The organism is Rhizobium azibense (genome assembly GCF_004342325.1).
Lineage (GTDB): Bacteria > Pseudomonadota > Alphaproteobacteria > Rhizobiales > Rhizobiaceae > Rhizobium > Rhizobium etli_B.
The window spans coordinates 82,986-109,501 of sequence record NZ_SMBJ01000006.1 but is presented as its reverse complement, the minus strand read 5'-3'; the positions used below and the strand labels follow the sequence as shown (position 1 = coordinate 109,501).

Here is a 26,516-nt window from a genome sequence, read left to right as displayed (position 1 = left end):
CCGCTTCGAAATCGGCACTAAGGAAAATTCAAGGTTTTGCATGAAGAACGGCATGAGGAAGAAGGCGACGATCTACGACCTGTCGGTGCTGTCGGGCAACTCGCCCTCGACAGTCAGCGCCGTGCTGAACGGCACTTGGCGCAAGCGGCGTATCAAGGAAACGACCGCCGCACTGATCCGCGATCTTGCAGAGAAGTACCAGTATACTGCAAACCGGCAGGCCCAGGGACTGCGCAGCTCCAGGTCTGGTCTGGTCGGTCTGCTGCTGCCGGTCCATGACAACCGCTACTTCTCCTCCATGGCCCAGACTTTCGAGGCGCATGTGCGCAGCAAGGGCCAGTGCCCCATCGTCGTCAGCGCCAGCCGCGATCCCCAGGAAGAGCGCGATACGGCAGCGACGCTCATTTCCTATTCGATCGATGAGCTCTTCATCTGCGGTGCGACCGATCCAGACGGCGTACACGAGGTCTGCGAGAAGGCAGGGCTGAAGCACATCAACATCGATCTTCCAGGCAGCAAGGTTGCCTCCGTCATCAGCGACAACTACGAGGGCGGGCGGATGTTAACGGAAGCGATTATCCGACAGTTTCCCGCAGATAAGCCCCTTGCACCCGAAGAGCTCTACCTCTTCGGCGGCCGCAACGACCATGCAAGCCACGAGCGCATCCGCGGCTTTCGCGCCGTCAAACGCGAGCTGCTCGCAGGCGACCCCGACATTTGCATTCAAACGACAGGCTATTCGCCAAACAACACGCGCATCGCCTTCGAAGCATTCTACAAGCAGGAAGGCCGGCTGCCGCGCGCACTCTTCGTCAATTCATCCATCAACTTCGAAGGTTTTCTTCGTTTCATGGCTGGTCATCCACACGAGACCTTCGCCGACATGGTGGTCGGCTGCTACGACTATGATCCCTTCGCGTCCTTCCTGCCCTTTCCCGTGATCATGATAAGGCAGGATATCGAGAGCATGCTGGCAAAGGCATTCGAGGTCATGGAAGAGCCGCGGTCCGCACCAACCGTTCATATGATCCGGCCGGAACTCATCAAGCCCCGCACGGCGCTGGCCGGCCCCCTCGACGCATTGAAGGACATCGACTGACCTTATTACAGGCCCCACGACCACCGCTGCCTTTGCCGCTGGTGGTGTGGTTGTTGCGGTTTTCTCGTCGATCCTTCCGAGGCCCTTACGGCCAATTCTGCTTGGCTGGTGGGCCACCTGCGGATCGCTTTCGGTGTCGCGATCGGCGGAGCGAACCAATTCATGCTCAGAACCGGTGCACGCTTCAAACCTCCCTTTGCCACTGCGCCCCGCTCACTTCACTTAGCGCTTTTCTTTGCCATGGTTGGGGTGGCCGTTCACAAGGCATCTGCCAAGCGAAGCTGTGGTTGCCGGCAGGACGGCAAATCAACGTGTTGCGGTAAGGGGGCTTTTCGGGATTGGAAGGTTCGGCCTTTGACTGCCCGTCATTTGATCGGTACTTCGGCGTTCATTTCGCCCGGTAGCCCACGCTTTCAACCCCTCGATAAGCTTGACAAATCGACGCTTCGCGATGCTGCGCGTTTATGGCATTTTCCACCTAGTTCGCTTCGGATGGCTAAGATAGCATTGGCAGCAGAATGCCGACAATGCTCCGCGTAGCCAGCCCCAAACGACCTCGCATTCAAACGCATTACATGAACGCTACCAGCGACAAGAACGCTGCTCCGGCCGCAATCAGGCCCGCACCTAGCCAGTTCCTCGTCAACCCTAGAAATCGGACTCCTTGGCTCCTGGGTTCCAGTGTCCGCCCGCTAAGGGATGATTGGTGAGGATCGCTGAGAGGCCGTCGATCAAGAGCCTCCCGACAAAGGAGAAGAATGCCGCATATGATGAAAATTGCGCCAATCGAGATTATCCACACTGTCTCCTCCTCTTGATCTTGCGTCATATAGTACCAAACTTGCATGAGGCGGAACTGTTCCTCTTTACGCTTGCGAGATCGTCACGCCAGCGCCGTTCGAAGCTTCGAAATCGGGCTTCTGGTCGGCATTGCCGTGTCGCTTTGCTTGATCAGCAGGCGTCACGGCCGGTCACAGTTCCCATTGAGGCTGATGGCAAAGCTTGCTAACCTGGAAAGGCATTTCGTGAGTTTCAGACCACCGCGATCGTTCTCGGATCGGGCGAATACGGCAATCAGCCCCCTGGAATATGAACTTGCCTCGGAGCGGGCCAATGCACTTGGCCGTCAGGGCCGTAAAGTCGAGGCGGCACTTGCTAAGCTTGCTGCCTCAAGGCGAGACGATAGTCGCACAGCTGATCGAGAAGGCTTGTTGAATGACGCCTCGGAGGCTGTCTGGGCATTGTTCATTCAGCGGGAGATCTGCGGACTCCGCAATAATGCGGATTTCGTCAAACGATATGGGATTCCCGACGAAGTGCTGGCGAGGGTCGGGGTAATACGACGATGAAGTCATAGGCTGGCTTCCATCCGACAGCAAAAGGAAGTGCGCGTTCAGGGCGCGCCGGTTAATGCAACGAAAGCGCTGACAGCGTTGCGAGATAAAGTGCGACAAACACAAACACTGAAATTGCCGCATGAGAATACTCCCCATTGCTGTCGAGGGGCCAAGGCGACCGGCGGCGTATCGTATCAGTGGCGATAGCAGCCAGCCTCGTGCGGAGCGGTCGCAGAGCTGAACCCGTGGGAAGTTCGCCGGTGGATTTGAAAACCCTCGCCAAGCGGCTGCCGCTGCGATGCATCGCTACGGGTTTCATTGGATGTTGCGTGCCGCAAGTATCCAGTCCGCCGCAGCCGAGATATCGTCGACCGTTACAGTTGGTGCAGGCTTGAAGCGTGTCTCGTCTCCGCCACGATACTTGCCTGTGCGCACGAGCACTGCTTTCGAAAGTCCGGCCCGCAAGGCGCCAGCGACGTCCGATTCTGCGTCATCGCCTACCACTACGGCCTTTGCTTTCGGACAGTTCATTCCGGCGAGCGCGGACAGGAAAAATTCGGGTGACGGCTTTCCCAGGATGGTGGCACGCCTCTGACTTGCGTACTCCAGTGCCGCGATGAACGCGCCCGCGTCGAGACTGAGTTTGCCGTCGACATCCTGGAAGGTCCGATTCGGCGCTAACCCTAGGAATTCCGCGCCTTCGAGCAGCTCGCGAAATGCGGCATTCAGGGTCTGGTAGTCGAAAGCCTCGCCGGCGTCACCGACAACAAGAGCTTTCTTTGATCCTCCTGCGAGACCGTGGAAGTCCGGTTCGAGATCGGGATGAACCAATAGGTATGGCGATCGATCGTGCTCAACCAGCCATTGGCGCGCGGCTTGCGCCGGGGTAAACAGCTCATCGCTTGTGGTGTGAAGTCCAATTCGTAAAAGTCGCGTCAAAAGCGCCGGTTTGTTCGAGCGTGTCGTGTTGCTCACGAACCGGATGAGCAAGCCGGCTCCGCGCAAACGTGCAACAGCATCGATAGCGCCCGGTATGACGTCCTCGCCGTCGTAGACAACCCCAGCGAGATCCAGAAGTACTCCGCTGATCATGGGCGCAGAATGAACGCCAAAGCATCGCGCGTCAAATTTAGGAATTCGCCGGTCGCCATCGGTGAGCCCGCAGGAAATCGCAGGTCTTGTCACTCAGCCCACTAACTCTCAACTTCCACGGCCGCCTCGTGGTTAATGGCATTTTCGGCAAGGTCAAGCCCACAGAATGGCGGGGATCGTCGTTTTCAAAAACGCAGCGCGCTTTCTTGAGACGTTGTTTTACGCACGCCTGCATTAACCGCTATATCGAACCCATCAGCCGCACGGGTCGTTGAGCTCACTATGGCTTCAAAATCCCGTCATACAGGCGTGAAACAAATTGCCATTGCGTGGCACATGCGGGGAGAGAAAGATATGAATATGCCAAAGGATGATCTCGATAAACCAGAATGGCTGGAAGCCGAATTGGCCGATACGCTCGATGAGGACTACGAACTCGAGCTCTCCGAACCGGCGCTGTCGGAAGAAATCCGCAAGATCTATCGCACGTCGCATCCGCCCCCAATGCCGCGCGTCGATTACTTCCGCGCGCTCCTGGCGCTGCAGGCCGAGCTGATCAAATTGCAGGACTGGGTATCTTATCACAGGGAGAAGGTCGTCGTGATCTTCGAGGGGCGCGATTCGGCCGGCAAGGGTGGCGTGATCAAGCGCATCACGCAGCGACTCAACCCCCGCGTAGTGAGAGTGGTCGCGCTGCCGGCGCCATCGGACCGGGAGAAAACGCAATGGTATTTCCAGCGTTACGTGCCACATCTGCCAGCCGGTGGCGAGATCGTGCTCTTCGATCGGTCCTGGTATAATCGGTCCGGTGTTGAGCGCGTCATGGGCTTTGCGAGCGAAGACCAGGTGGAACAGTTCTTCAACGATGTGCCCGAGTTCGAGCGCATGCTGGTGCGCTCCGGCATCCGACTGGTCAAATACTGGTTCTCGATCACCGACGAGGAACAGCAGATGCGTTTTTTGATGCGCATCCACGATCCCCTGAAACAGTGGAAGCTGTCGCCGATGGATTTGCAATCACGGGTCCGGTGGGAAGCTTATACCAAGGCAAAGGAAGAGACCTTCGCCCGCACGAATATCCCTGAGGCGCCCTGGTACATTGTCGAAGGCAACGACAAAAAGCGGGCCCGCCTCAACTGCATCGACCACCTGTTGACGCAGATTCCCTACGAAGACGTGGCGCATGAGGACATCACGCTCCCGGAGCGAGTATTTAACCCCGACTACGAACGCAAAGTCCTTCCGCCGGAGCTCTACGTGCCGCCGAAATACTGAGGCAGCTCAAAAAGCATCGAAGACATGCGGGATCCGAGCAACGTCTAGCCGCCGGCTGGTTCGTCTTCAGGTCTCCTCAGGGGCACGTGATAATGTTTGAAAAGGTTCCTTGTGTGTAGAGATGACGAACAGGTTCTCGCCTCCAGCACGATCCGCACGAGCGCGGCAGCTTAGTCGTCGCAACTGGTCATGTTTGTACATCCGGGCACAATTGTGCCTACTGCTGCTGCGGAAGATCCGGCCGGATTACGGGAGTGTTGCCGATAGGCGGCGCAGGCTTGACCAAGTCTCCGTCGCCGATCGACGGCGGCTTTAGCACGCCGTTGCAATCAGACAATTTCGAAGTGTCCGACGACCCATTCTTGGGTGGTGAAGTGCCGTTCTCAAAGGCGCGGGCCGGATTCTGCGGCTGGTCTGGCGCCTGGCAGCGATCCGACTGACTGGCGAGCGGCTGGGCAAGCGCCAATCCGCACAAAAGTCCGACGGCATATGCGCCGATGCGCCTCGTGCAACTGACAACATTTTCTTGAATGGAGAGCATGAGAACCCTCCTTCGTTCGCTTGTCGTGGAAACACTCTGGAATATCGAATGTTCCAAATGCGCCGGCGCGGGGTCAATCGACGGGTTGCCCGATTTTGCGCCCCGATGCTTTTGTCGCTGCCAGCATCGGAGCGCATGCTGCTTGACTGCAAAGTCGCCGCCAGAACCCAGGCGGCTGGGTTATTCTTGGGACGCTTGCCCGGGTTTTCAATGAGGCACTCCTGCAGATGCGGCTTTCTTTTTGAAAAACGATCCGAGCATACCTGGTCGTCAACCTCGCCAGGCTAGAGTGTACGTGTTTTGACGCTGCGGGCAAATTGGTGGAACGGGCCTTCAAATCGCCAGCCAGGACTTGACGACCACGACCTGGATATAGTCTCCGTCGACGTCGAGGGATAGACAGTTTCACTATTCGATTGACACCATAAGAGCCGCCGTTCAGGTTCGGCACCGATGAAACCGAGCGCTAACCGACGTATTGAAACCTTGAGAAGGCCAAGACATGACCATCACTCTTTCCGGCAAGACCGTTCTGATCACCGCGGCAGCGCAAGGCATCGGCCGTGCCAGCGCAATCGCCTTTCAGAAAGCCGGGGCCAAGGTTCACGCGACGGATATCAATATGAATGCACTGGCTACGCTTGCCGCTGACACCGGGGTGTCGACGCACAAGTTGAACGTGCTCGATGAGGGGGCCGTGAAGGCATTGGTCGCTGAAATCGGCGCGGTCGACGTGCTGTTCAACTGCGCCGGCTTTGTGCATGCCGGATCCATTCTGGAGATGCAGGATGGCGACCTGGAATTCGCTTTCGACCTCAATGTCAAGGCGATGATCCGCACGATCCGCGCCGTGCTACCCGGCATGCTGGAGCGCAAGGACGGGGCGATCATCAACATGGCTTCGGTTGCCTCCAGCATCAAGGGTGTGCCGAACCGCTTTGCCTATGGCGTCACGAAAGCGGCAGTAATCGGCCTTACGAAGTCTGTTGCCGCCGATTACGTCGCTTACGGCGTCCGTTGCAACGCCATTTGCCCCGGCACGGTCGAAAGCCCGTCGCTGCAGGATCGCATGCGCGCGCAGGGCGATTATGATGAGGCGCGAGCTGCCTTTATTTCTCGTCAGCCGATGGGCCGTCTCGGTACGCCGGAGGAGATTGGCGATCTTGCCGTCTATCTTGCCGGTGCTACCTATACAAGCGGACAGGCCTACGCGATCGACGGCGGCTGGACGATCTAACCGCCCGGCCAGTTCGGGAGGAACCCATGACCGTCATTACCGGCCTTAGCGTCTTTGATCTTCGCTTTCCCACCTCGCAAAGCCTCGACGGCTCCGATGCGATGAACCCGGACCCGGACTATTCGGCGGCCTACGTTATCTTGAATACGGACGAGCCGGGGCTTTCTGGCCACGGGCTCACCTTCACGATCGGCCGAGGCAACGACATCTGCTGCCTGGCAATAAAGGCGATCGAGCATTTGGTTGTCGGCGCAGATCTCAGCGAGGTTATCGCCGATCCAGGTGGATTCTGGCGGCATCTGACAGGCGACAGCCAGCTTCGCTGGATTGGTCCGGAAAAGGGCGCCATCCATTTGGCAACGGGAGCCGTGGTCAACGCTGTCTGGGATCTTCTTGCAAAGCAGGCGGGAAAGCCTGTGTGGCGGCTGGTCGCGGAGATGGGAGCGGAGGAGATCGCAGACATCGTCGACTACCGCTACCTCACCGACGTGCTGACGCGTGACGAGGCGGTCGCAATCCTGAGACGTGCCGAGGCGGGCAAGGCCGAGCGCATCGCAACGCTCGAGAAAGAAGGTTACGCCTGCTACACGACCTCTGCCGGCTGGCTCGGATATGATGATGCAAAGCTGCGCCGTCTCTGCCAGGAAGCGATCGACGCAGGCTTCGATCATGTAAAGATGAAGGTCGGTCGCGATCTCCAGGACGATATCCGCCGGCTGCGCATCGCCCGAGAGGTGATTGGTCCGGACCGCTATTTGATGATCGATGCCAATCAGGTCTGGGAGGTCAAGCAGGCGATCGACTGGGTGAATGAACTGGCCTTCGCCAATCCCTACTTCATCGAGGAGCCGACAAGTCCCGATGACGTGGCCGGACACCGGAAAATTCGTGAGGCAATCAGGCCGGTCAAGGTGGCAACCGGCGAGATGTGCCAAAACCGGATCATGTTCAAGCAATTCATCGCCGAAGGCGCGATCGACATCGTGCAGATCGATTCGTGCCGGATGGGCGGTCTGAACGAGGTGCTGGCCGTACTGCTGCTTGCCGCAAAATACAGTCTTCCGGTATGGCCGCATGCGGGCGGCGTCGGCCTTTGCGAATATGTGCAACATCTGTCAATGATCGATTATGTCGCCGTGGCCGCCAGCAAGGACGGCCGCGTGATCGAATATGTCGATCATTTGCACGAACACTTCCTCGATCCGTGCGTGATTAAGGACGCGGCCTATATGCCGCCGTCAAAGCCTGGTTTTTCAATTGAAATGAAGGCGCAATCGATCATCGACTACGCCTTCAAGGGCTGATTTCAGGCAGCGCGCTGCTCTGTGCTTTGGATGGCTGCAAGCTTCCAGTCGCCGCCGGTTCTGCGTACAAAGGTCCAGATTTCGGTGCTTTCGCCAGGGTGGCGATCGTCACCGGAAACGACGCGTCCGCTGTCGCAATCGACCATTGCATCGATCGACGAATAGCGCATTGCAAGTGTTGCATAATCCTGACCGTCCTCGCGCCAGGCTTCGGCGATGTCACCTTGCAGGAGCTTGACGTCCGTGACGCGGTTGCGCACGCCGTTCGTGGCGTTTTCGCCGAGTTCTTCGGCGAGATAGGACATGGCTTCGGGTGTTGTCAGTTTGCGCAGGGTATTATAGTCCTCGGCGCCGTAAGCGGTCTGCACCTTGGTCAGCAGCTCCTCGAACTGATCCAGATCTGCCTGCGTCAATCCGATTTCGTCGCTTGGCCTGTCATTGCGCTGGTGCTGTTGCTGTTGATAGCCTGCAGCACCCGAGCCGATCGCCGGAATGCGAAACGATGAATTGCTGTTCGACGACATGTTGCTGTAGGAGGAGGCACTCCGGCCGCCTGCCGCACCGCCTGCCGCACCGTAGGACGGCTGGCGTCGATTTGCAAACAAGCGCATGGCAAGCATGACTGCGCCAAAGATCAGGGCAATCTGCAGCAGCATGCCCAGGAAGCCGAAGCCGCCGCCGAAACCGTGGCCGAGGAGCATGCCGAGCAGCCCGCCGGCGATCAGTCCGCCGATCATCGAACGGCCAAAGCCGCCGAATAGACCACCCGAACGCTGGGCGTTAACAGGCTGTTGGGCGGTAGCAGGTGTCTGCGGGCGCGGCGTCATCGACCGTTCCATCGGCGCGGCCGGGGCTGGCGCGGTACGTGTGACCGGCGGCGCCTGAAAGGTGCGCGTTCCGCGGCTGCCGAACCCGCCAAAACTTCCAGCGCGGCGCGCCTCGGCATCGCTATAGGCAGCAAAAACGGTAGCGCTCGTCAGAACGGCTATCGCCGCAATCTTGGCAAAACGCGAAACGGCACTCTGCATCATATCTCCTGTCATGCAACAACCATGGCATGTTTGCGAGGTAATATAGGTATTGTCTCGTCAATTTGAAGCTCGCCGACCCGACTTATTGGCAAACGTCGACCCATGTAGCGCTGGTGAGTTCGGCGAGCCGTTCGGTCGTGATGCGAACGGCCGAATGCGTGGAGCCGGCGGCCGGTACGACTTCGTCGAAACGCTTCAATGAAACATCGCAATAGACTGGAATTGGGGCAGGCAATCCAAAGGGGCAGACGCCGCCCACCGGATGGCTGGTGACTTCCAGGACTTCTTCCGGTCCCAGCATGCGGCCCTTGCCGCCGAATGCATCCTTGAATTTGCGGTTATCGAGGCGAGCCGTGCCGCTTGCCACAACGAGCATCGTCTCATCACCGACCCTGAGGCAGATCGTTTTGGCGATTTGCGCCGGCTCGACTCCGTGCGCTTCGGCTGCACGCGCCACTGTCGAAGAGCTTTCGGCGGTTTCGATGATTTCGATCTCAGGTGCATGTGCACTGAAAAATGCGCGGACGGATTCAAAGCTCATGGGCAACAGGACCAGCAGGATCGGGATTGAACAGACCTGGAAAAGTATCTGATGCTCGAGGAATTTCAATCGCATTTCGAACCTGGATGCACTTGCGAGCAGGCCGGTTTTCTGACTTCTTTGTGGCGCGGCGAGACATTTTGAGGGAGGTAAGCGATGCGGCGCGTTGACTGCCATATGCATTTCTGGACGCTGGCGATGGAGCCCTACTATTCACTCTGGATGTCGCCGGACGACAAGGTGCTCTATCGCGATTATGGGCCGCGCGACGCCCTTCCGCTGATGGAGAAGAACAACGTCGAAGGCGTCGTTGTCGTTTCGGCTGCGTCTTCCGTTCATGAAACCGGTTATCTTCTCGGCCTTGCCGACGGGCGGGATTTCATCAAGGGCGTGGTTGGCTGGCTTGATCTTCTCGCGCCGACGGCTGCCGCCGACCTTGGTGGCTGGGCACGCTTTGCTAAGCTGAAGAGCATCCGTCCCTATCTTCAGGATCTGCCTGAAGAGGATTGGATCCTGAAGAAAGAACTTGATCCAGCTTTCCGCGCCATGCTCGAACATGGTCTGCGGTTCGACGCATTGATCAAGCCGCGGCATATCCTCAACATCGTGAGGTTCATCGAGCGCTATCCAGATCTGCCGGTGATCGTCGATCACATGGCCAAGCCCGAAATCGGAAGTGGCAATTTTGAACCGTGGCGACGCGATATGGAACGCTTCCGCGATTTCGACCATGTATATTGCAAGATCTCCGGTATCGTGACCGAGGACGGTCCGGATTGGACGCCGGAGCGGCTTCAACCTTATCTCGAGGCGGTCTTCGATATTTTCGGACCCGATCGCCTCGTCTTCGGCAGCGACTGGCCAGTGGTTAATCTCGTCGGCGATTACAGCGCCTGGATCGAGACGCTCGAACACGCCATGAAGAGCCTTCCTGCTGCCGACAAGCAAAAGATCTGGGCCTCAAACGGCGAGCGATTTTACGGACTTTGACAGGGCAGGCAGTCTTATCAACGTGTGTATCCGCTTTTCTATTGCTCATCCGCGAGGTTTTGGATAGGAAAACATGATTTTGATGAAGGTTTTCATGACGCAGTCGTGCGGGATCGGGTATGACATTTCAGCCGCGGATGCAAAACAAGATCGAAGGCTTTTCCATAATTGGCGGGATGAACCGCCGGAACTGGAACGGCATCGTCGCAGACGTGTGGGATGTCGAGTGCGCGCCTTATGCCGGTGGCTATTATGTTGCCAGCGATCCGCGGCTGTTCATTCTTCTCGATCTGCGAGGTCCGGGCAATTCGCGGATCAAGTTGGCGCCCAACAACAGCGGGTTGGTTCAGGATACCGCGCTACGGCCGATTTCCTATGTTCCGGCCGGCATGGAACTTTGGGCCGATCTCGTCGATGTCCATTCCGTCCGTCATCTGGATATCCATTTCGACGCAGATATCATCAGCCGTCGGCTGATGGAGGATATCGATCCGAAGCGGCTCGATGATGCGCGGCTGCTTTTTCACGACGAGCGCGTTTTGACACTCGCAAATTTGATCGCCACGGAATGCATCAATCCCGAACCCCTGCATGATCTTTATGGTGATGGGCTTTGCTTATCGCTGATAATCGACGTGATGAAGCTCACGAAAGCGCCGACACGCAAGCGAAGCAAGCTCGCAAGCTGGCAGCTTCGACGCGTACTGGAGTTTATCGATCAGAATTGCCTTCGCAATATCAGGCTGGAAGAGCTCGCAAATCTCACTGGCCTTTCGCAATCGCATTTCAGTCACGCTTTCAAGGCGTCCACTGGTGTTGCGCCGCACCAGTGGCAAACGAACGCCCGGCTGACCAGGGCCAAGCAATTGCTCTCAAAGGGCGAATTCACGCTCCCGGCGATCGCCGCGGAGACGGGCTTTTCCGATCAGGCGCATTTCACGCGTGTCTTCCGCAAGAATGTCGGCACCACGCCGGCCCACTGGAAAAAGGCGCAGGTTGCCTGAAACAACGCCGCGCGGGCTTTTGTTGACAATGCGATAATTTGCCCAAGAACGTTCAAATTCCACCGAATGCGACAATCCACTACCCTTAATTTGAGTTAAAAGCTCAGCTTATCAAAAGGACATGGCCGCGGGGTACAGGCTTCTCGGTGCGAGTGGGGTAGACATTATGCGTGGGCATGCAAAGGGGCTCATCTTCAAGGCGCAGCTATCGACGGGCATGGCCATCGTCGGGCTCGTAACTGCAATGCCTGCTTCGTCGCAGGAAGCAACGGAGCTGAAGCCTGTCATCATCCAGGCCGAGGGGGGAACTGGTAACGCCGAGGCGACTGGGACGAGCCCCGTCAAGGGCTATGTGGCGAAGCGCTCCACGACCGGTTCCAAGTCCGACACACTGCTGAGACAGATACCGCAATCGGTGTCGGTTATCGGTTCTGATGAAATGCAGGACCGCGGTGTCGTGAACAAGGTGGATGAGGCACTCACCTACACACCCGGTGTCAATGCCCAACCCTTCGGCAATGATGGCGATACTGATTGGTTCTATATCCGCGGCTTCGACGCCACGCAGACGGGTGTCTTCATGGACGGCCTCAACCTCTTTAGCTATGGTTTCGGCGGCTTCCAGATTGATCCTTTCATGCTGGAGCGCGTCGAGGTTCTCAAGGGGCCGGCCTCGGTCCTTTATGGCGGCTCCAATCCGGGCGGGATCGTCAACCTCGTTCGCAAGCGACCAATCGACGAGCCGCTCTTTTATACAGATATCGGCATCAACAGTAATGGAAACGCCTTCACCGGCGTGGATTTCTCGGACAAGGTCGGGTCAAGCGATACCATGACCTATCGGCTGACAGGCAAAGTCGCCGGCGGCGATAACTATTCCGATTTTTCCCATGACCTGCGTGGTTTCATCATGCCGCAGCTGACACTGGTTCCGGATGATGCGACAATGGTCAACGTCTGGGGCTACGTGGGTGCGTTGGATCAAGTCCATACCGGGAACGGCTTTTTCCCCTATGAGGGCACAGTCGCCGACGCTCCCTTCGGCAAGATTCCACGCGACGCTTTCCTCGGTGAGCCCGACATCGATCAAGGCAATTATGCGCAGCAGATGGTCGGCTACGAGCTCAAGCACGAGTTCGATAGTGGCTGGAAAATTACCCAGAGCGCTCGCTACGGTCATCTGAGAAAACATGAGATTGGCCCTTATGGTTTCGGATATATCAACACGACCGATCCCACCAACCCAAATTATTACTGGCTCAACCGTATCGGTTTCGAACACAAATCCACGAGCGATTCCTACTCGATGGACAACCGCGCCGAGAACGAATTCGACCTTGGCCGGAGCACGCATAAGGTGATGGTCGGCATTGACTATAAATATTACAGGCTCGACCACGTTCAGGCCGCGTCTGCCGCCATGCCGATTGACCCTATCGATCCCGTTTACGGCAATCCACAACCGGAAAACAGCATCTATCTCAATCAGGTCATTACCCAGCAGCAGGTCGGAGCCTACGTGCAGGATCAGATCCATTTCGGCGAGGGCTGGCTGGCGACCCTCAACGGACGCTACGACTATGTCGATACACAAACGCGTAACGGTCCTACCTTTTGGGCACCGAACCAAAATTTTGCTTATGGTTACGACAAGACAGCCTTCAGCGGGCGTGCAGGCCTCGCCTATGAATTCGCAAACGGCGTAACGCCCTATGTCAGCATTGCGACCTTCTTCAACCCCATCGTCGCAACCAGCCTCACCCGTAATATCAAACCGGAGGAAGGCAATCAGATCGAGGCCGGCATAAAATACGAACCGACCTTCTTCGACGGCACAGTTTCCGCATCGCTCTTCGAACTCACGAAGAAGAACGTTGTCGTAACGGATCCCTCGACGATGCTCTCAAGTCAGCTTGGCGAAGTGCGTTCGCGCGGCTTCGAATTCGAGAGCAAAGCCAATCTCACCGATAGCTGGAAAGCGATTGCCGGCTTCTCTTACACTGATCTTGAAATCACCGAGGACGCCAATTCGGCGCTCGTCGGCAACACTCCCTACCTCCAGCCCAAAGTTCAAGCAAGTTTATGGCTCGACTACACCGTGTTGCGGGGTGTGCTGGAAGGCCTAAGCGTGGGCGGTGGTGTGCGCTATCAGGGTTGGTCCTGGGCAGACAATGAGAACAACAAGAAGGTGCCAGGCGCCGCCGTCTTCGATGCCGCAATCCGATATGAGAAAGAAGATTGGGGCGCCTCCATCAACGTCACCAATCTCTTCGACAAGGAATACGTCAAGGGCTGCGGTGGTCTCAGCACCTGCGGTTACGGCGATGCGCGCGCGATCACCTTCAAGCTCAGCAAGAAGTGGTAAGTTGACAATCAAAGTAGAGTTTTGCAGGAAGCCGCCAGTGCGGAAGCCCAGTGCGGCAGCGAGGTGCTCTTCCGAATGGGTTTCGATGCAACAACGGGGAACTTGATGGTGTCCACAGCCTTTCTGACGATGTCGGGCGTCGACTATTCGATGGGCACGAGGAAAATCCTTTCGCGCATCGACCTTGCACTGGAGCACGGACGTGTTTACGGGCTGATCGGGCCAAATGGTTCCGGCAAGAGTACGCTCATGAAAATCATCGCGCGTCAGATTGTGCCGGTTGCCGGAACGGTCTCCGTCGAGGGCAGGGCGGCGGCGAAATGGGGCGGCCGGGCCTTCGCGCGCAACATCGCCTATATGCCGCAATTTGCGCCTCCCACCGATGGAATGACGGTCCGCGAGCTCGTGTCTCTCGGTCGCTTTCCGTGGCATGGCACGCTTGGCCGGTTCGGAAAGATCGATCGCGAGCTCGTCGAGGACGCCATCTCGCGAACGGATCTTGAGGCGTTCGCCGACGCAATGGTGGCAAATATGTCGGGCGGTGAACGCCAGCGTGCCTGGATCGCCATGATGCTGGCGCAGAATGCCCGTTGCCTGCTGCTGGACGAGCCAACCTCTGCGCTCGATCTTGCACATCAGGCATCCGTGCTTTCGCTCATCCAGTCGCTGAGCCGCGAGCGTGCACTGAGCGTGGTGATCGTGCTGCACGATATCAACCTCGCTGCGCGCTACTGTGACGAGATCATTGCGCTCAATCATGGCCGCATCACTGCCAAGGGAAGCCCAGGCACGATCATGCAGGCCGACCTGCTGAAGACCATCTTCGGGATCGGCATGGGTGTTTTTTCGCATCCTGCACGCGGCGAACCCGTCAGCTATCTGCTGTGACGGCGATGGCGCATTTTACCCGCAGGCATTTCATGGCGCTGACAGCTGCGCTCGCAACCCCGGCTCTCGTCAGGGCAGGCGAAGCGCGACGGGTCGCCACGCTCGACTGGGCACTGCTCGAGACGCTTCTTGCAATCGGCGCAAATGTCGTTGCCGCACCCGAGCTGCGGCAATTCGGCCAGATCGTCGTTAAACCCGAGGTCCCGGCATCAGTCGCCGACCTTGGACTGCGCGGCACACCGAATTTCGAGGTGCTTCGCTTCGCCAGGCCCGATCTGATCTTCAGCTCGAATTTCTATGCCTGGGCAGATGCACGCATGCGTCCGATCGCGCCGGTCGAGAACCACGCGGTCTACAAGCCGGGCGAAGATCCATACGATCTTGCGCAACAGACGACGCTTTCGATCGGCGAGCGCCTTGAACTTGGGGCGGCAAGACAGCTTACGGAAGAGCTGGCCGGGAAACTTCAACGCTTTCGTGCCGTCTTTGCCAAAGGCGACGGGCGCCCCGTCATCCCCATCAATCTTGGCGATGCACGGCACTACCGTGTCTTCGGCTCCGACAGCATGTTTGGTGCTGTCTTGAAACGCACAGGACTGACAAATGCCTGGCAGGGCGCGACCAGCTATTCGGCCGTGGCGCCGGTCGGGATCGAAACGCTCGCGTCGATGCCAGATGCCTGGATTGTTGTGATCCCACCGCACCCGAAGGACGCCCTGGCGACACTCGAGATGAGCGCTTTTTGGAACGCGCTTCCCGCGGTTTCTGAAAAACGGGTGATCATTCTCGGCTCCATCAACCCCTATGGCGCATTGCCGGCGGCGATGCGTTTTGCCGATCTACTGGCAGAGGCGCTTTCCAGTGCCTGGAACGGTTAACCGCGTGATCTCCGCAAGCCGGCTCCGGCAGCCACGCGCCATGAGCTTCTTTCTGACAGGGCTTTGCCTCGTCGTCTTCGCGCTGCTTGTCCTGCTGCGCCCGAAGCTCTCAGGGGAGGCAGCTGCGCTCGACGCGGTCCTGCTCTGGCAAAGCATGATGCCGCGTGCCGCGCTTTCGCTGATTGCCGGTGCGGCTCTTGGGCTTTCCGGTTTGCTGCTGCAAAGGGTCTTGCGCAATCCGATCGCTGACGCCTCGACGCTCGGGGTCGCAGCCGGCGCCGAGCTGGCGCTGACGATCGTGGCGAGCGCTTCGCCGCTGCTGCTCGGTATTTCGCGCGAGCTTGCAGCCTTTGCAGGAGGGCTTGGTGCCGTGGCCATCGTGCTTGCCTTGGGCTGGCGGCGAGGGCTAGATCCGGTTACCGTCGCGCTGTCGGGCATGATCGTCACCCTGATCGCCTCGGCACTCAGCGTCACAATCATCCTTGCGCGCGGCGAATACGCGATGTCGATCTTCATCTGGGGAGCCGGCTCGCTCAGCCAGCAGGATTGGAACGGCGTGATTTCGCTCGCCCCGCGGCTTCTGCTCGGTTTTGCAGCCGGCCTGTTGCTGCTTCGGCCGCTTCGCGTTCTCTCGCTGGATGATGCCGGGGCAAGAAGCCTCGGTCTGGCGCTGCATTCGGCCCGTTTTGGCGTAGTGGCACTTGCCGTTTGGCTATCGGCTTCGGTCACGGCGCAGGTGGGCGTCATCGGTTTCATCGGGCTCGCTGCACCTGCGATCGCCCGTCTTGCCGGTGCGCGAACGACCGGCCAGATGATGATGGCCGCGCCCCTGACGGGCGCAGCTTTGCTTTTCCTGACGGACTGCATCACGCAACTGCTCGGACCGGGTTTTACTGACCTGGCGCCAGCAGGTGCGGCAACAGCTCTCTTCGGCGGACCGCTGCTCTTGTACCTTTTGCCGCGCGTCCACTGCTTCCCGGCCGAAGCTCCTCAGCCTCCGCTTGCCTTTCGGCGCCTCGGCAAGCCTTCCGCCGGCTTGCTTGTGCTGTTGATCGCTCTTGCGGGCGTCATTGCGCTCGCATTGACGTCGGCTCCCGCCGGCGACGGATGGCACGTCGCAAGCGGCGCGCTCTTCTTCGATCTCCTGCCGTTTCGCCTGCCGCGCACCACAGCGGCGGGCGGAGCCGGAGCGATACTGGCGGCTGCAGGTTTCATCATGCAGCGCCTGACCGGCAATCCGATTGCCAGTCCGGAGGTGTTAGGCGTGAGCGCCGGCGGCGGAGCAGGTCTCACCGTTGCACTCTTCATCTTCGGTTTTCCGTCGCCGATCGTCATGCTGAGCGCGATGTCGCTCGGCGCCCTTGTGGCATTTCTTGTCATCATCGGGATTGCTGCGCGCGCGCGATTTTCGCCGGAGCGTTTGCTGCTCGCCGGTGTCGCCATCGGCGCCTTTTCGATGGCCATCGTAACGATGGTCCTCGCGCAAGGCGACATGCGCAGCTACATCCTTCTCACGTGGCTTTCGGGCTCGACAAACCGGGCAGGGCCGTTCGAGGCATGGACAGCTTTGACCGCATTGGCGGGTCTGGCCGCGCCGCTACCCCTCCTGGGCCGATGGTTGGCCATCTTGCCGCTCGGTGGCTCGGCTGCGCGCGCCCTCGGCTTGTCGGCCAGGATGAGCCGTCTGGTGCTGGCAATGATTGCAGCACTGATGACGGCAATCGCCTCCTTTCTCGTTGGTCCACTGAGTCTGACGGGTCTTATGGCTCCGCATCTTGCGAGATTGATGGGCTTCCAGAAACCGGCGCATCAGCTTGCCGCAAGCATCCTCATCGGTGCTGTCATTTTGATCTTCGCCGATTGGCTTTCGCGCGTCGTCATCTATCCCTATCAGGTTCCCGTAGGGCTCTTTGCCGCTCTGATTGGCGGTCCATATCTGGTTTGGCTGCTCACCCGGAAGGCGGCGTGTGCGTAGCGGCACCGGGTTCACGGATCACGCCTTAATCGGTATGAGGACTGCGTCGACGGACCAGCCATTGGCTCCAAATGGATGATCAATGCCAAGCAGGGTGGTTTCATCGGCTTGCCGGCGGTGAATTTCATGCGGTGCGCTAGCCGGGCCCAGGCTCGCCGTTGATAGAAGACAGCGCGAAATCAGTGCACGCCATCATCGTGCTTGACCGCAATCTCGGCGATGGCGCGCAAAGACCGGGCCCAACTCAAGATCGCAAATGACCATCGACATATGGCAAGCGCAACGATCGGCGATTTCGGGGCGATCGCCCAGACCGGGGGAATGACTTTGCTGGCGTCACTGCATCCCACATTTCATGTAAAGAGCATTCGATGCGGGCGAGCGCCTCGTCTGACGCATCGTTCTGCTGATCACCGGCAACATCTCCTGCGATCTCGATGAAGCCTGCGTCGCGCACGTCGACACCTGTCAGCGCTTCGCGATTGTAGTGGTCGCTAGCGGCCGGTCGCATCCGCACCGGGGACGACCTGGCGCCATCTTGCACAAAAGGCAGCGCGACAGGTCAGGCGTCAAGCGCAGGGCGTGCTGCAGTCGCTGCCTGTCAGCATTGCTGTTTGTGAAAAAGTAAAGGCGGAGCGGCTTTCGCCGATCCGCCTCAAAGGCAATTGCATCAGCTCTTACGACTAGAGATGCGGCCACACTTCCAGGACGCCACGATGAATCATGTCGAGGGCGACGTAAAGGATGATCAGCAGGCCGACATAGGCGATCCAGCGATGGCGGTTGAGCAGGCGGGCGATGATGTTCGCCGCGACACCCATCATGGCGATCGAGAGCGCAAGGCCCAGCACAAGCACGGTCGGGTGCTCGCGTGCGGCACCGGCAACGGCCAGCACGTTGTCGAGCGACATCGAAACGTCGGCGACGACGATCTGGGTTGCAGCTTGCATGAAGGTCTTCTTGGGTCCGGTGGAGTCTTCGCCGTCCAGACCGATCTCCCCGCCGTTTGCATGCTGGGAGCGAAGCTCGCGCCACATCTTCCAGCAGACCCAGAGCAGGAGCAGGCCCCCGGCAAGCAGCAAACCGACGATGCTCAAGAGCTGAACCGTCACGGATGCAAAAAGAATGCGCAGAACGGTGGCGGCAAGAATGCCGACCAGAATGGCCTTCTTACGCTGAGCGACCGGCAGGCCGGCGGCAGCAAGACCAATGATGACGGCGTTGTCGCCGGCAAGAACAAGATCGATCGCGATGACCTGCAGGAGTGCAGTCAGGCCCGCAGCAGTAAAGATTTCCATGGAAACGTCCCCAGAATGCCTTCGACAAGCGTGCTAGTGTCCCCGGAACGCCACGTCAACCATGAATGACGCAAGGTCAAGCAAATGCTGCGCGGGGAACCGCTCTGTCCCCAAGTTTTTAAGGTCGCGCGTTTCGGCAAGTTCAGTGCTTCAGTTTGATGATGATCTCCCGGTATTCGTCGGCAATGGCAATTGCTGCCTTTACAACGACCGGACTGATCGATTTGTGGTCAATCGCCAAGCGGCAGGTCTCGAAGACGCCGCGCAATTCGTTCTCGATATCCGACAGATGTGGATATTTCTGCACCAGAAGATGGGGTAGAACTTTAGCTTTTTCCTTCATTGCTTTGGTTTCATTAGGAAAAATATGCCTGTCCGCGATCACCTCCCGGATTGCATCCTCAAGACGCCATGTCGCACCAATCATATCCGTGACTGACACCATCATATCTTCTCCTGCCACGCTTCAGACGGGTATTAATAGGCAATCCTTGTGCCAGATTGACCAAAGGCTCTGCGAGGATGGGCCGGCGGTGTGGCAGGGTGCATTCACGGCCGGGCGCTTGTCCTGAGTTTTTTGTCATTGCTTCTTCTTCCTGGATTCGTCGTCGACCAGTTCGTACCACATGGCGTTGAGGACGGCGAAGGCGGCCGCCAGCGGCAGCCCGAGCATCCATGCGAAGTACCACATCACCTTGTCTCCTTCAGTAGGCGTGTCCGTTCTTGTCGGTAACCGACTTTTCGTCGACTTTGCCCCACAGCACTTTGTAGACCCAGGCGGTGTAAGCGGCGACGATCGGCAGAAATATCAGCGAGACGACGAGCATGATGAAAAGCGTCATGTGGCTCGAGGAAGCATCCCAGACTGTCAGGCTTGATCGCGGATCGAGCGAGGAGGGCAGAATAAAGGGAAACATCGAGACGCCGACCGTTGCTATGATGCCGAAGATCGAGAGCTTGCTGAAAAGCAGGGTCGAGACCTCGCGCCTCGCCCGCATTGCAGCAAACGAAAGTGCCGCACCCAGCAGGCCGAGTACCGGAGCAATCAGCAGCCACGGATAGGTGCTGTAGTTTGCAAGCCACGAACCGTCATGCTGCGCCGTTTTCAAGAGCGGATTTGACGGACCGCCGGGGCTGATGGCGCTGGTGATGCGATAGCCATCGATGCCGAGCGCCAGGAAAAGGCCGCCAAGGGCAAAGAGTACGATAACGCATAGGGCAGCAACGCTTCCATAGTTTCTGGCGCGCTCGGCAACGGGACCGCTCGCCTTCAGCACCAGCCAGGATGCGCCGTGCAGGACGAACATGGAGACCGAGAGCAGGCCGCAAAGCAGCGCATATGGATTGAGAAGGCCGAAGAATGAGCCTTCGTAAAAAATGCGCATGTCGTCGGCAAAACGGAAGGGCACTCCCTGCAATACATTGCCGACGGCAACGCCGAAGATTAGCGACGGCACGAAGCCGCCGATGAACAGCGCCCAGTCCCAGTTGTTGCGCCAGCGTGCACTTTCCCGCTTCGAACGGTACTTGAAGCCGACCGGGCGCAAGATGAGCGCAAGCAGGATCGCAAACATGGCGAGATAAAAGCCCGAGAAGGAAACGGCATAGAGCGCCGGCCACGCGGCGAAGATGGAGCCGCCGCCAAGGATCAGCCAGACCTGATTGCCTTCCCAGACCGGGCCGATCGTGTTGATCGCGACGCGGCGTTCCGTGTCGGTCTTGGCCACGAAGGGCAACAACGCACCGACACCCAGATCGAAGCCGTCGGTTGCCGCAAAGCCGATCAGCAATATGCCGAGCAGCAGCCACCAGATCATCCGTAGGGTTTCGTAGTCGACGAGTTCATGAAGGACCATGGCGATCACTCCGCTGCTGGAACGATTGTTTCGGAAATGAGTGCGGCGTCCGGCTCCTCGTCCGGATCCGGCCCCTGGCGGATCGCTTTGATCATGAGGCTCATTTCGACGACGATGAGCGTCGTATAAAGTGCGGCAAAGCCGATGATGGTGGCAAGCACCGTGCTTGCCCCCAGGCTGGAAACTGCCATTGCCGTCGGCAGAACCCCTTCTATGACCCAGGGCTGTCGACCGATCTCGGCGACGATCCAGCCAGCTTCGATGGCAATCCAGGGAAGGGGTATGGCGAAAACGGCGACCCTCAGGAGCAACGGATATTTGTCGAGGTGGCGGCGGGCTGACAGCCAGAAGAAGACTGCCGTCAGCACGATGAAGAACATGCCGAGCCCGACCATGACGCGGAACGACCAGAAAAGGGTCGGAACATGCGGGATCGTGTCGCGTGCAGCCTGGACAATCTGTTCATCTGTTGCCTGGCGCGGATCATCGACATAGCGCTTCAATAAAAGCGCGTAGCCGAGCTGATGGCCAAGGTCTTCAAAGGCGCTGCGAACCTCGTGCGCAATGCCGTCCGGTGTTGGAGCCGCGCGGATTTGCATCAGCGCATCATAGGCCTTGATGCCTTCGCGGATACGGGTCTCGGCCTGCTGTTCAAGCTTGTCGATCCCTGGAATTTCGGTGGTCAGCGAGCGTGTCCCGACCAGTCCCATGACCCACGGGATATGAATGGCGTAATGCGTCTCACGCGATTGCTGGTCCGGAAAGCCGAAGGCCGTGAAGGCTGCAGGTGCCGGTTCCGTCTCCCACATTGCCTCGATTGCGGCGAGCTTCATCTTTTGGTTTTCAGTCGCCAGATAGCCGCTCTCGTCGCCGAGTACGACCACCGAGAGAGCCGAGGCAAGTCCGAAGGAGGCGGCAACCGTCATCGAGCGCTTGGCAAGCTCGATATGGCGGTCTTTCAGCAGGTACCAAGCCGAGACGCCGAGCACGAAGATCGAGGCGCAGACGTAGCCGGCAGAAACCGTATGCACGAATTTCGCCTGGGCGACGGGATTGAAGACCACGTCGAAGAAGCTCGTAATCTCCATACGCATGGTCTGCGGATTGAGCGCCGAGCCGACCGGGTTCTGCATCCAGCCGTTGGCGATCAGGATCCAGAGCGCCGAGAAGTTGGAGCCGAGCGCCACGGCCCAGGTGGCAATCAGGTGCCCCACTTTCGACAGCTTGTCCCAGCCGAAGAAGAAGAGGCCGACGAAAGTCGCTTCCAGAAAGAAGGCCATCAGCCCTTCGATCGCCAGCGGCGCACCAAAGATGTCGCCGACATAATAGCTGTAGTAGCTCCAATTCATGCCGAACTGGAACTCCATGACGATGCCGGTCGCCACGCCCAGTACGAAGTTGATGCCGAAGAGCGTGCCCCAGAATTTCGTCATCTGCCGCCAGATCTGCCTGCCGGTCATCACATAGGTGGTTTCCATGATGGCGAGCAGCACCGACAGACCGAGCGTCAGCGGCACGAACAGGAAGTGATAAAGCGCCGTCAGGGCGAACTGGAAGCGCGAGAGCGCGACGATATCTAGTTCCATTGTTTTTCTTCCACAGTCCCACAGGATGTCGAACGGGCGCCGGTCGGCGTCCGCAGTTGGCGCAGCACTCAATCCGGCCTTAGCCGCTCGAGCGCGCTTTCGAACGCCGCCTCTCCACGGCGCGATAGTTGGGTCATGCGACCGCGTTCGATGACTGCGATCTGATCGGCGATCGCAGCCTCGCGGCGGGTATGGCATGCAATGACGACGGCACGGCCGCACGCCCGTTGCTTCAGCCGGGACATGACATCGTTTGCCGTTGCGCTGTCGAGACCTTCCGTCGCCTCATCGAGCAGCCAAAGCGGCGTGTCGCGAAGGAAAAGGCGTGCAAGCGCAAGGCGACGGGACTGACCACCCGAAAGACCGAAGCCGCCTTCGCCAAGCGGCGTACCGAGCCCCTTCGGCAAGGCCTCGATATCCGAAAGCAGCCCCGCGGCGGCAAGCGCTTCGCGCAGTTCCGCGTCGCTCGCCTCCGGCTTGGCGAGCCGAAGATTGCCTTCGAGCGTATCGTGAAAGAGTTCTGTCCTTTGCGTCAGCAGCGTCGCATCGACGCATGCAGCAGTCCCGACGCGCGGCTCCACTTCGTCTGCGAGCAGCATCAGCAGTGTCGTTTTTCCGGCACCGCTCGGGCCGATGACAGCCAATGTTTCACCCAATCTCAATTCGAGGCTGATTGCATGAAGCGCATCTCCGGCCGACCCGTCATGTCTGACGCTTGCCTCCCGCAGTCCAACTGCGATGCCGGCTTCAGGGACACTTCTTTGATGTCGCAAGGTCTCTTCAGTCAGGCGCGGACCAATCCGCTTTGCTGCAACCAGGACACGGCCGAATTCCAGGGCGCCGCGTCGCAGGGCCGTGAAGGGTTCGACGGCTGCAAAGGCGATCAGCAGCCCCAATGCGGCGACCGGTGCAGTGATCGCCCTTGCTTCGGTGAGCGCCGCTACCGCAAGAAGCGAGCCGGCGAGCAGGATCGCCGTGACGAGGCCGAAGGTCAGAGTGACGCCCGTTTCGATCCGATTGAGATGACGATCGGCCCTGGCGGTATAGCGATCGGCAGCGAGAACGGACATGCATTGCGCTTCCATTCCCGATGCCATCATGAGATCTGCCTGGCCCGCGGTCAGGTCGATGGCACGCGAGCGAAGCGCCTCGATGCCGTAAGCGCGACGCCGGGCAGGCTTTCGCGCAAGGCCGCCTGCAGCGATCGGGACGCAGATCCCGCAGCCAACCAAAGCTGCACCGACCGTGAGCCCGAAGGCGGGGTGCATGATGCCCAGCGCCACGACAGCGACAACCCCAGCACCCATGGCGGCACCGATGGGAACGAGAACTCTGAGGTAGAGCGAATCCAGTGCATCGATATCGGCCGTCAGGCGAAATAGCGCTTTGGAGGGACGCCTGAGAAGATTGCGTGCGGCACCAGGTCCCGCCCAGCCGCGAAAAAGCCTCTCGCGAAGTGCCGCCAATATGCCCAGCGTTGCATCATGCGTCGTCATCCGCTCGCCGTAGCGGGCAGCCGTACGGCTGATTGCAAGCAAGCGGATTGCGGCTGCCGGCGCAAATACGTCGAAGGCGACGGCTGCTGCAGATAGGCCGGCAATCGACGCGGCGGTGATGAACCAGCCCGACAAGCCGAGCAGCGCAAGACCCGCAACGACCGTGACGGCAGAAAGCAAGGCACCGGCCAACAGACGACGCGGCCTGTCAAAAAAGAAAAGTTTGAGGATCGGCGCAAGCATCCGGATCAGTTTTCGCATGACACAGCAGCCTCTTTTGAGAACGGTGCATCGATGAGGATCATGCGGTCCATGCGCGCAGCAAGACGCGCATCATGCGTGGCAACGATAAGCGTCCGCTCGCTGGCAAGGGCAATCAGGCTTTCCGTGATCTCCGCAGCAGTCACTGCGTCGAGATGCGCCGTCGGTTCGTCCGCCAGGATGATGCGAATGAAAGGATTGGCGGCCGCCCGTGCGATCGCAAGTCGCAAGGCTTCGCCGCCGGAAAGACCGGCACCGCCTTCGCCCAGCGGCCGTTTGCCGTAGGCGGCCGCAACGCCGTCCAGTCTGGCAAGCGCCAAAGCCTCCTTTAGAACGCCGTAATGTCTGTGCAGCAAGACATTGCCCGCCAAGCTTCCGGCGAATATATGCGGCGTCTGGCCGATCCAGGCCATGGTGCTGCGCACGCCCGCATCGACGGGCCGGCCATCGATCAGGACTCGACCCGTCTGTGGAGGTGCCAGACCGGCAATTAGCGCAAGCAGCGTGGATTTTCCCGCGCCGCTCGCACCTGAAAGCGCGACATGCTCACCCTCTTCGATAAGACAGTTGAAGCCGGTCAGCGCGCAGGGCCGCAGGCAATCGTAACGGAAGCTGACATTTTTGAATTCAATGTCGAGCCGGTCAAAGCCCGGCGCCGGGCCGGTGCTGTGCGTATCGACGATCTCAATACCGCCGCACTCGCCGAGGCTGTCCAGCGCCTTTATCGCCGCTTCTCCGGCAGCACGGTCGTGCCAAACGGCGGAAAGTTCGCGCAACGGTTCGAAAAAGGCGGGTGCGAGAAGGAGTATGAAAAACCCTTCGGTCAGGCTGATCTTGCCCGACCACGTCCCGAAGTGAATTTCGCCGAGGAGGCTGAAGCCCACATAGACGGCGACCATTGCAACGCCAAGCGCAGCAAAGAGCTCCAGCACGGCCGAGGAGAGAAAGGCGATTTTAAGTACCGCCATGGTGCGTGTCTTGAGGTCTTCAGCATCTGCCCGCAGCCGCGTGGCAGTCAGCTCGACTGCATTGAAGGAGCGTATCGTGGCCAGCCCACGGAGCCGGTCGAGAAGGAATGCATTGAGCTTGCCTGTTGCAGCGAGCTGCTTTTCGCTTGCAAACTGTGCGCGCCAGCCGATGAGTGCCATGAAAAGCGGTATAAGCGGCATAGAAATGAAGAGCGCGAGCGCGGCAACCCAGGAGATCGCTAGCACGCAAACAAGCATGACGACAGGGATGACGCTCGCCTTGATGCGCGCGGGAAAATAGCGCGCGAGGTAGGGAACGACAAGCTCCGCCTGCTCGCCGAGAACGCTCGCAACTTGCCCGGAAGCAGGACGTGTGCCGTCGATCGGCGATCGCCGGGCAAGCGCTGCAACGGCAAACTGTCTCCTCACACTCAGTTCGGTCCGCGCGCTGTCGAGGGCAATCTGGCCGCCAACCGCGTCAAGCAGCGCCTTTGCAATTCCGAGTGTCAACACAAAAAAGGCGGGCCAAAGGACATGACTGAGACCGTCGCCATCTGCAATACGCCCGACGGCATGAGCAAGCAGACCAGCTTGCGGGATCCACAAGAAAGAGGCAGCGGTTTGAAGCGAAGCGGCATGACGAAGACATAAAGGCCGGGCCGAGCGGGCCGGCAAGCCAGTCTTTGACGCTCCGGCTGCATGGGCTTTTGCCTCGTCGAACAAAGCAGTCCCCATAGCGCTAGCTCTTGTTGGCGGGCCGGCGGCCACGGCCGAGTGAAACCACCCGGTCCTTGGCTTCCAGAAGCTTCGTAACTTTTGCTCCTAAGGAGAGTAGCGTTGCGAGGCGTTCCGTTTCAAGCTGTTTCACATCCTCGTACCAATGCGTCAGCTGCTCGATCAGACCGTGCATTTCGCTCATCCGCTCCTGGGCGAAGCGTTCGGCTTCGCTCGCCGGCCTTTGCATCAGGATTTCGCGCAGAACCGAGAGCGTTGGATCGACCTCGCGCTTCTTCCGCTCTTCAGCAAGGGTGCGCAGGATGTGCCAGACATCATCAGGTGTCGTGAAGAAATCCCTGCGGTCGTCAGGTCGATGTTTCAAAAGCACGAGGTTCCATGCCTGCAGCTCCCTCAGGCTCATCGACACATTCGATCTCGAGATGTTGAGCGCATCGACGATCTCATCGGCGCAAAGCGGCGATGGCGAAACATAAAGAAGCGCATAAATCTGGCCGACCGTGCGATTGATGCCCCAACGCGAGCCCATCTCACCGAAATGCAGAACGAAGGATTGAACGAGCGGCGGGAGGTTCATTGGCGATTCCGTTATTTCTAAACTTTCAGAAATTTCTGAAACTATTATACGTCTGTTTTCGCAGCCCTCAATCGATCAAACCGGGCTGCGGCAATTTGGTGATGTCTTCTCGATACCTCTACGTCTCTGGGCGGCACAAAAATCCAGCGCGGACTTCGAAAGAGCCGATAGGAACGAAATGA

Annotated in this window: 23 protein-coding genes; 11 read left to right on the top strand and 12 right to left on the bottom strand. The window is 59.0% G+C overall.

Features of this window, described 5'->3' with window-relative positions; genetic code table 11:
* Window positions 1-40: 40 nt before the first annotated feature.
* Window positions 41-1,099 carry a substrate-binding domain-containing protein gene (locus EV130_RS16290; RefSeq protein ID WP_074064522.1) on the top strand — a complete coding sequence of 353 codons (1,059 nt, stop codon included), beginning with the start codon at window positions 41-43 and terminating at the stop codon, window positions 1,097-1,099.
* A 1,025-nt stretch (window positions 1,100-2,124) separates the two neighbouring features.
* A complete protein-coding gene (locus tag EV130_RS33375) occupies window positions 2,125-2,448 on the top strand; it encodes a DUF6665 family protein (protein ID WP_074065654.1) in 324 nt (107 codons plus the stop codon).
* Between the two features lie 303 nt (window positions 2,449-2,751).
* Here EV130_RS33375 and EV130_RS16275 read toward each other — a convergent pair whose 3' ends face one another.
* A complete protein-coding gene (locus EV130_RS16275; protein WP_074064524.1) occupies window positions 2,752-3,528 on the bottom strand; it encodes a TIGR01458 family HAD-type hydrolase in 777 nt (258 codons plus the stop codon).
* A gap of 354 nt (window positions 3,529-3,882) precedes the next feature.
* On the opposite strand from EV130_RS16275, the gene ppk2 reads away from it, so the two are divergent.
* Window positions 3,883-4,803 (top strand): polyphosphate kinase 2, encoded by a 921-nt coding sequence (gene ppk2, locus EV130_RS16270; protein WP_132660874.1) that lies wholly within the window; start codon window positions 3,883-3,885, stop codon window positions 4,801-4,803.
* A 217-nt stretch (window positions 4,804-5,020) separates the two neighbouring features.
* Here ppk2 and EV130_RS16265 read toward each other — a convergent pair whose 3' ends face one another.
* Window positions 5,021-5,344, bottom strand: coding sequence for a hypothetical protein (locus EV130_RS16265; protein WP_081377237.1), 324 nt, complete (start codon window positions 5,342-5,344; stop codon window positions 5,021-5,023).
* 502 nt (window positions 5,345-5,846) lie between these two features.
* Between EV130_RS16265 and EV130_RS16260 the strand changes: the two genes are divergently transcribed.
* On the top strand, window positions 5,847-6,581 hold the full coding sequence (locus EV130_RS16260) for an SDR family oxidoreductase (RefSeq protein ID WP_074064526.1): 735 nt from the start codon (window positions 5,847-5,849) through the stop codon (window positions 6,579-6,581).
* Between the two features lie 26 nt (window positions 6,582-6,607).
* Window positions 6,608-7,885 (top strand): L-fuconate dehydratase, encoded by a 1,278-nt coding sequence (locus EV130_RS16255; protein WP_074064527.1) that lies wholly within the window; start codon window positions 6,608-6,610, stop codon window positions 7,883-7,885.
* Window positions 7,886-7,887: 2 nt separating this feature from the next.
* On the opposite strand, the gene EV130_RS16250 is transcribed toward EV130_RS16255, so the two are convergent.
* Window positions 7,888-8,913 carry a Tim44 domain-containing protein gene (locus EV130_RS16250; RefSeq protein ID WP_132660872.1) on the bottom strand — a complete coding sequence of 342 codons (1,026 nt, stop codon included), beginning with the start codon at window positions 8,911-8,913 and terminating at the stop codon, window positions 7,888-7,890.
* An 85-nt stretch (window positions 8,914-8,998) separates the two neighbouring features.
* Window positions 8,999-9,457 carry a YbaK/EbsC family protein gene (locus EV130_RS16245; protein WP_074065656.1) on the bottom strand — a complete coding sequence of 153 codons (459 nt, stop codon included), beginning with the start codon at window positions 9,455-9,457 and terminating at the stop codon, window positions 8,999-9,001.
* Between the two features lie 156 nt (window positions 9,458-9,613).
* Between EV130_RS16245 and EV130_RS16240 the strand changes: the two genes are divergently transcribed.
* The 6 genes from EV130_RS16240 (at window position 9,614) to fhuB (ending at window position 17,557) form a co-directional block, all read left to right on the top strand.
* A complete protein-coding gene (locus EV130_RS16240; protein ID WP_074064529.1) occupies window positions 9,614-10,447 on the top strand; it encodes an amidohydrolase family protein in 834 nt (277 codons plus the stop codon).
* Between the two features lie 119 nt (window positions 10,448-10,566).
* Window positions 10,567-11,451, top strand: coding sequence for a helix-turn-helix domain-containing protein (locus EV130_RS16235; RefSeq protein ID WP_074064530.1), 885 nt, complete (start codon window positions 10,567-10,569; stop codon window positions 11,449-11,451).
* Window positions 11,452-11,617: 166 nt separating this feature from the next.
* Entirely contained in the window at window positions 11,618-13,816 is a 2,199-nt protein-coding gene (locus tag EV130_RS16230; protein ID WP_132660870.1) for a TonB-dependent siderophore receptor, read from the top strand.
* Window positions 13,817-13,921: 105 nt separating this feature from the next.
* Entirely contained in the window at window positions 13,922-14,704 is a 783-nt protein-coding gene (locus tag EV130_RS16225; protein ID WP_425375574.1) for an ABC transporter ATP-binding protein, read from the top strand.
* A 5-nt stretch (window positions 14,705-14,709) separates the two neighbouring features.
* Entirely contained in the window at window positions 14,710-15,582 is an 873-nt protein-coding gene (locus tag EV130_RS16220; RefSeq protein WP_132660868.1) for an ABC transporter substrate-binding protein, read from the top strand.
* Between the two features lie 40 nt (window positions 15,583-15,622).
* Window positions 15,623-17,557: a Fe(3+)-hydroxamate ABC transporter permease FhuB gene (gene fhuB, locus EV130_RS16215; protein ID WP_132660866.1), complete on the top strand. Its 1,935-nt coding sequence runs from the start codon at window positions 15,623-15,625 to the stop codon at window positions 17,555-17,557.
* Window positions 17,558-18,240: 683 nt separating this feature from the next.
* Here the strand turns inward: fhuB and EV130_RS16210 are convergent.
* The 8 genes from EV130_RS16210 to EV130_RS16175 all read right to left on the bottom strand — a co-directional run bounded on the left by EV130_RS16210 (window position 18,241) and on the right by EV130_RS16175 (window position 26,334).
* Window positions 18,241-18,855, bottom strand: a complete 615-nt coding sequence (locus EV130_RS16210) for a TerC family protein (RefSeq protein ID WP_132660864.1) — start codon at window positions 18,853-18,855, stop codon at window positions 18,241-18,243.
* A gap of 142 nt (window positions 18,856-18,997) precedes the next feature.
* On the bottom strand, window positions 18,998-19,303 hold the full coding sequence (locus EV130_RS16205; protein WP_132660862.1) for a hypothetical protein: 306 nt from the start codon (window positions 19,301-19,303) through the stop codon (window positions 18,998-19,000).
* A gap of 132 nt (window positions 19,304-19,435) precedes the next feature.
* Window positions 19,436-19,546: a cytochrome bd-I oxidase subunit CydX gene (gene cydX / locus EV130_RS16200; protein ID WP_132660860.1), complete on the bottom strand. Its 111-nt coding sequence runs from the start codon at window positions 19,544-19,546 to the stop codon at window positions 19,436-19,438.
* Between the two features lie 13 nt (window positions 19,547-19,559).
* Entirely contained in the window at window positions 19,560-20,711 is a 1,152-nt protein-coding gene (cydB, locus tag EV130_RS16195; protein WP_132660858.1) for a cytochrome d ubiquinol oxidase subunit II, read from the bottom strand.
* A gap of 5 nt (window positions 20,712-20,716) precedes the next feature.
* Entirely contained in the window at window positions 20,717-22,297 is a 1,581-nt protein-coding gene (locus EV130_RS16190; protein WP_132550671.1) for a cytochrome ubiquinol oxidase subunit I, read from the bottom strand.
* A 68-nt stretch (window positions 22,298-22,365) separates the two neighbouring features.
* Complete coding sequence (locus EV130_RS16185; protein WP_132660856.1) at window positions 22,366-24,054, bottom strand: amino acid ABC transporter ATP-binding/permease protein; 1,689 nt, start codon at window positions 24,052-24,054, stop codon at window positions 22,366-22,368.
* The gene (cydD, locus tag EV130_RS16180) at window positions 24,042-25,757 is read right to left on the bottom strand and encodes a thiol reductant ABC exporter subunit CydD (RefSeq protein ID WP_132660854.1); all 1,716 of its coding nucleotides are present in this window, start codon (window positions 25,755-25,757) and stop codon (window positions 24,042-24,044) included. Before cydD ends, EV130_RS16185 begins: the two co-directional genes overlap by 13 nt.
* 4 nt (window positions 25,758-25,761) lie before the next feature.
* A complete protein-coding gene (locus tag EV130_RS16175) occupies window positions 25,762-26,334 on the bottom strand; it encodes a GbsR/MarR family transcriptional regulator (RefSeq protein ID WP_074064542.1) in 573 nt (190 codons plus the stop codon).
* Between the last annotated feature and the right edge of the window lie 182 nt (window positions 26,335-26,516).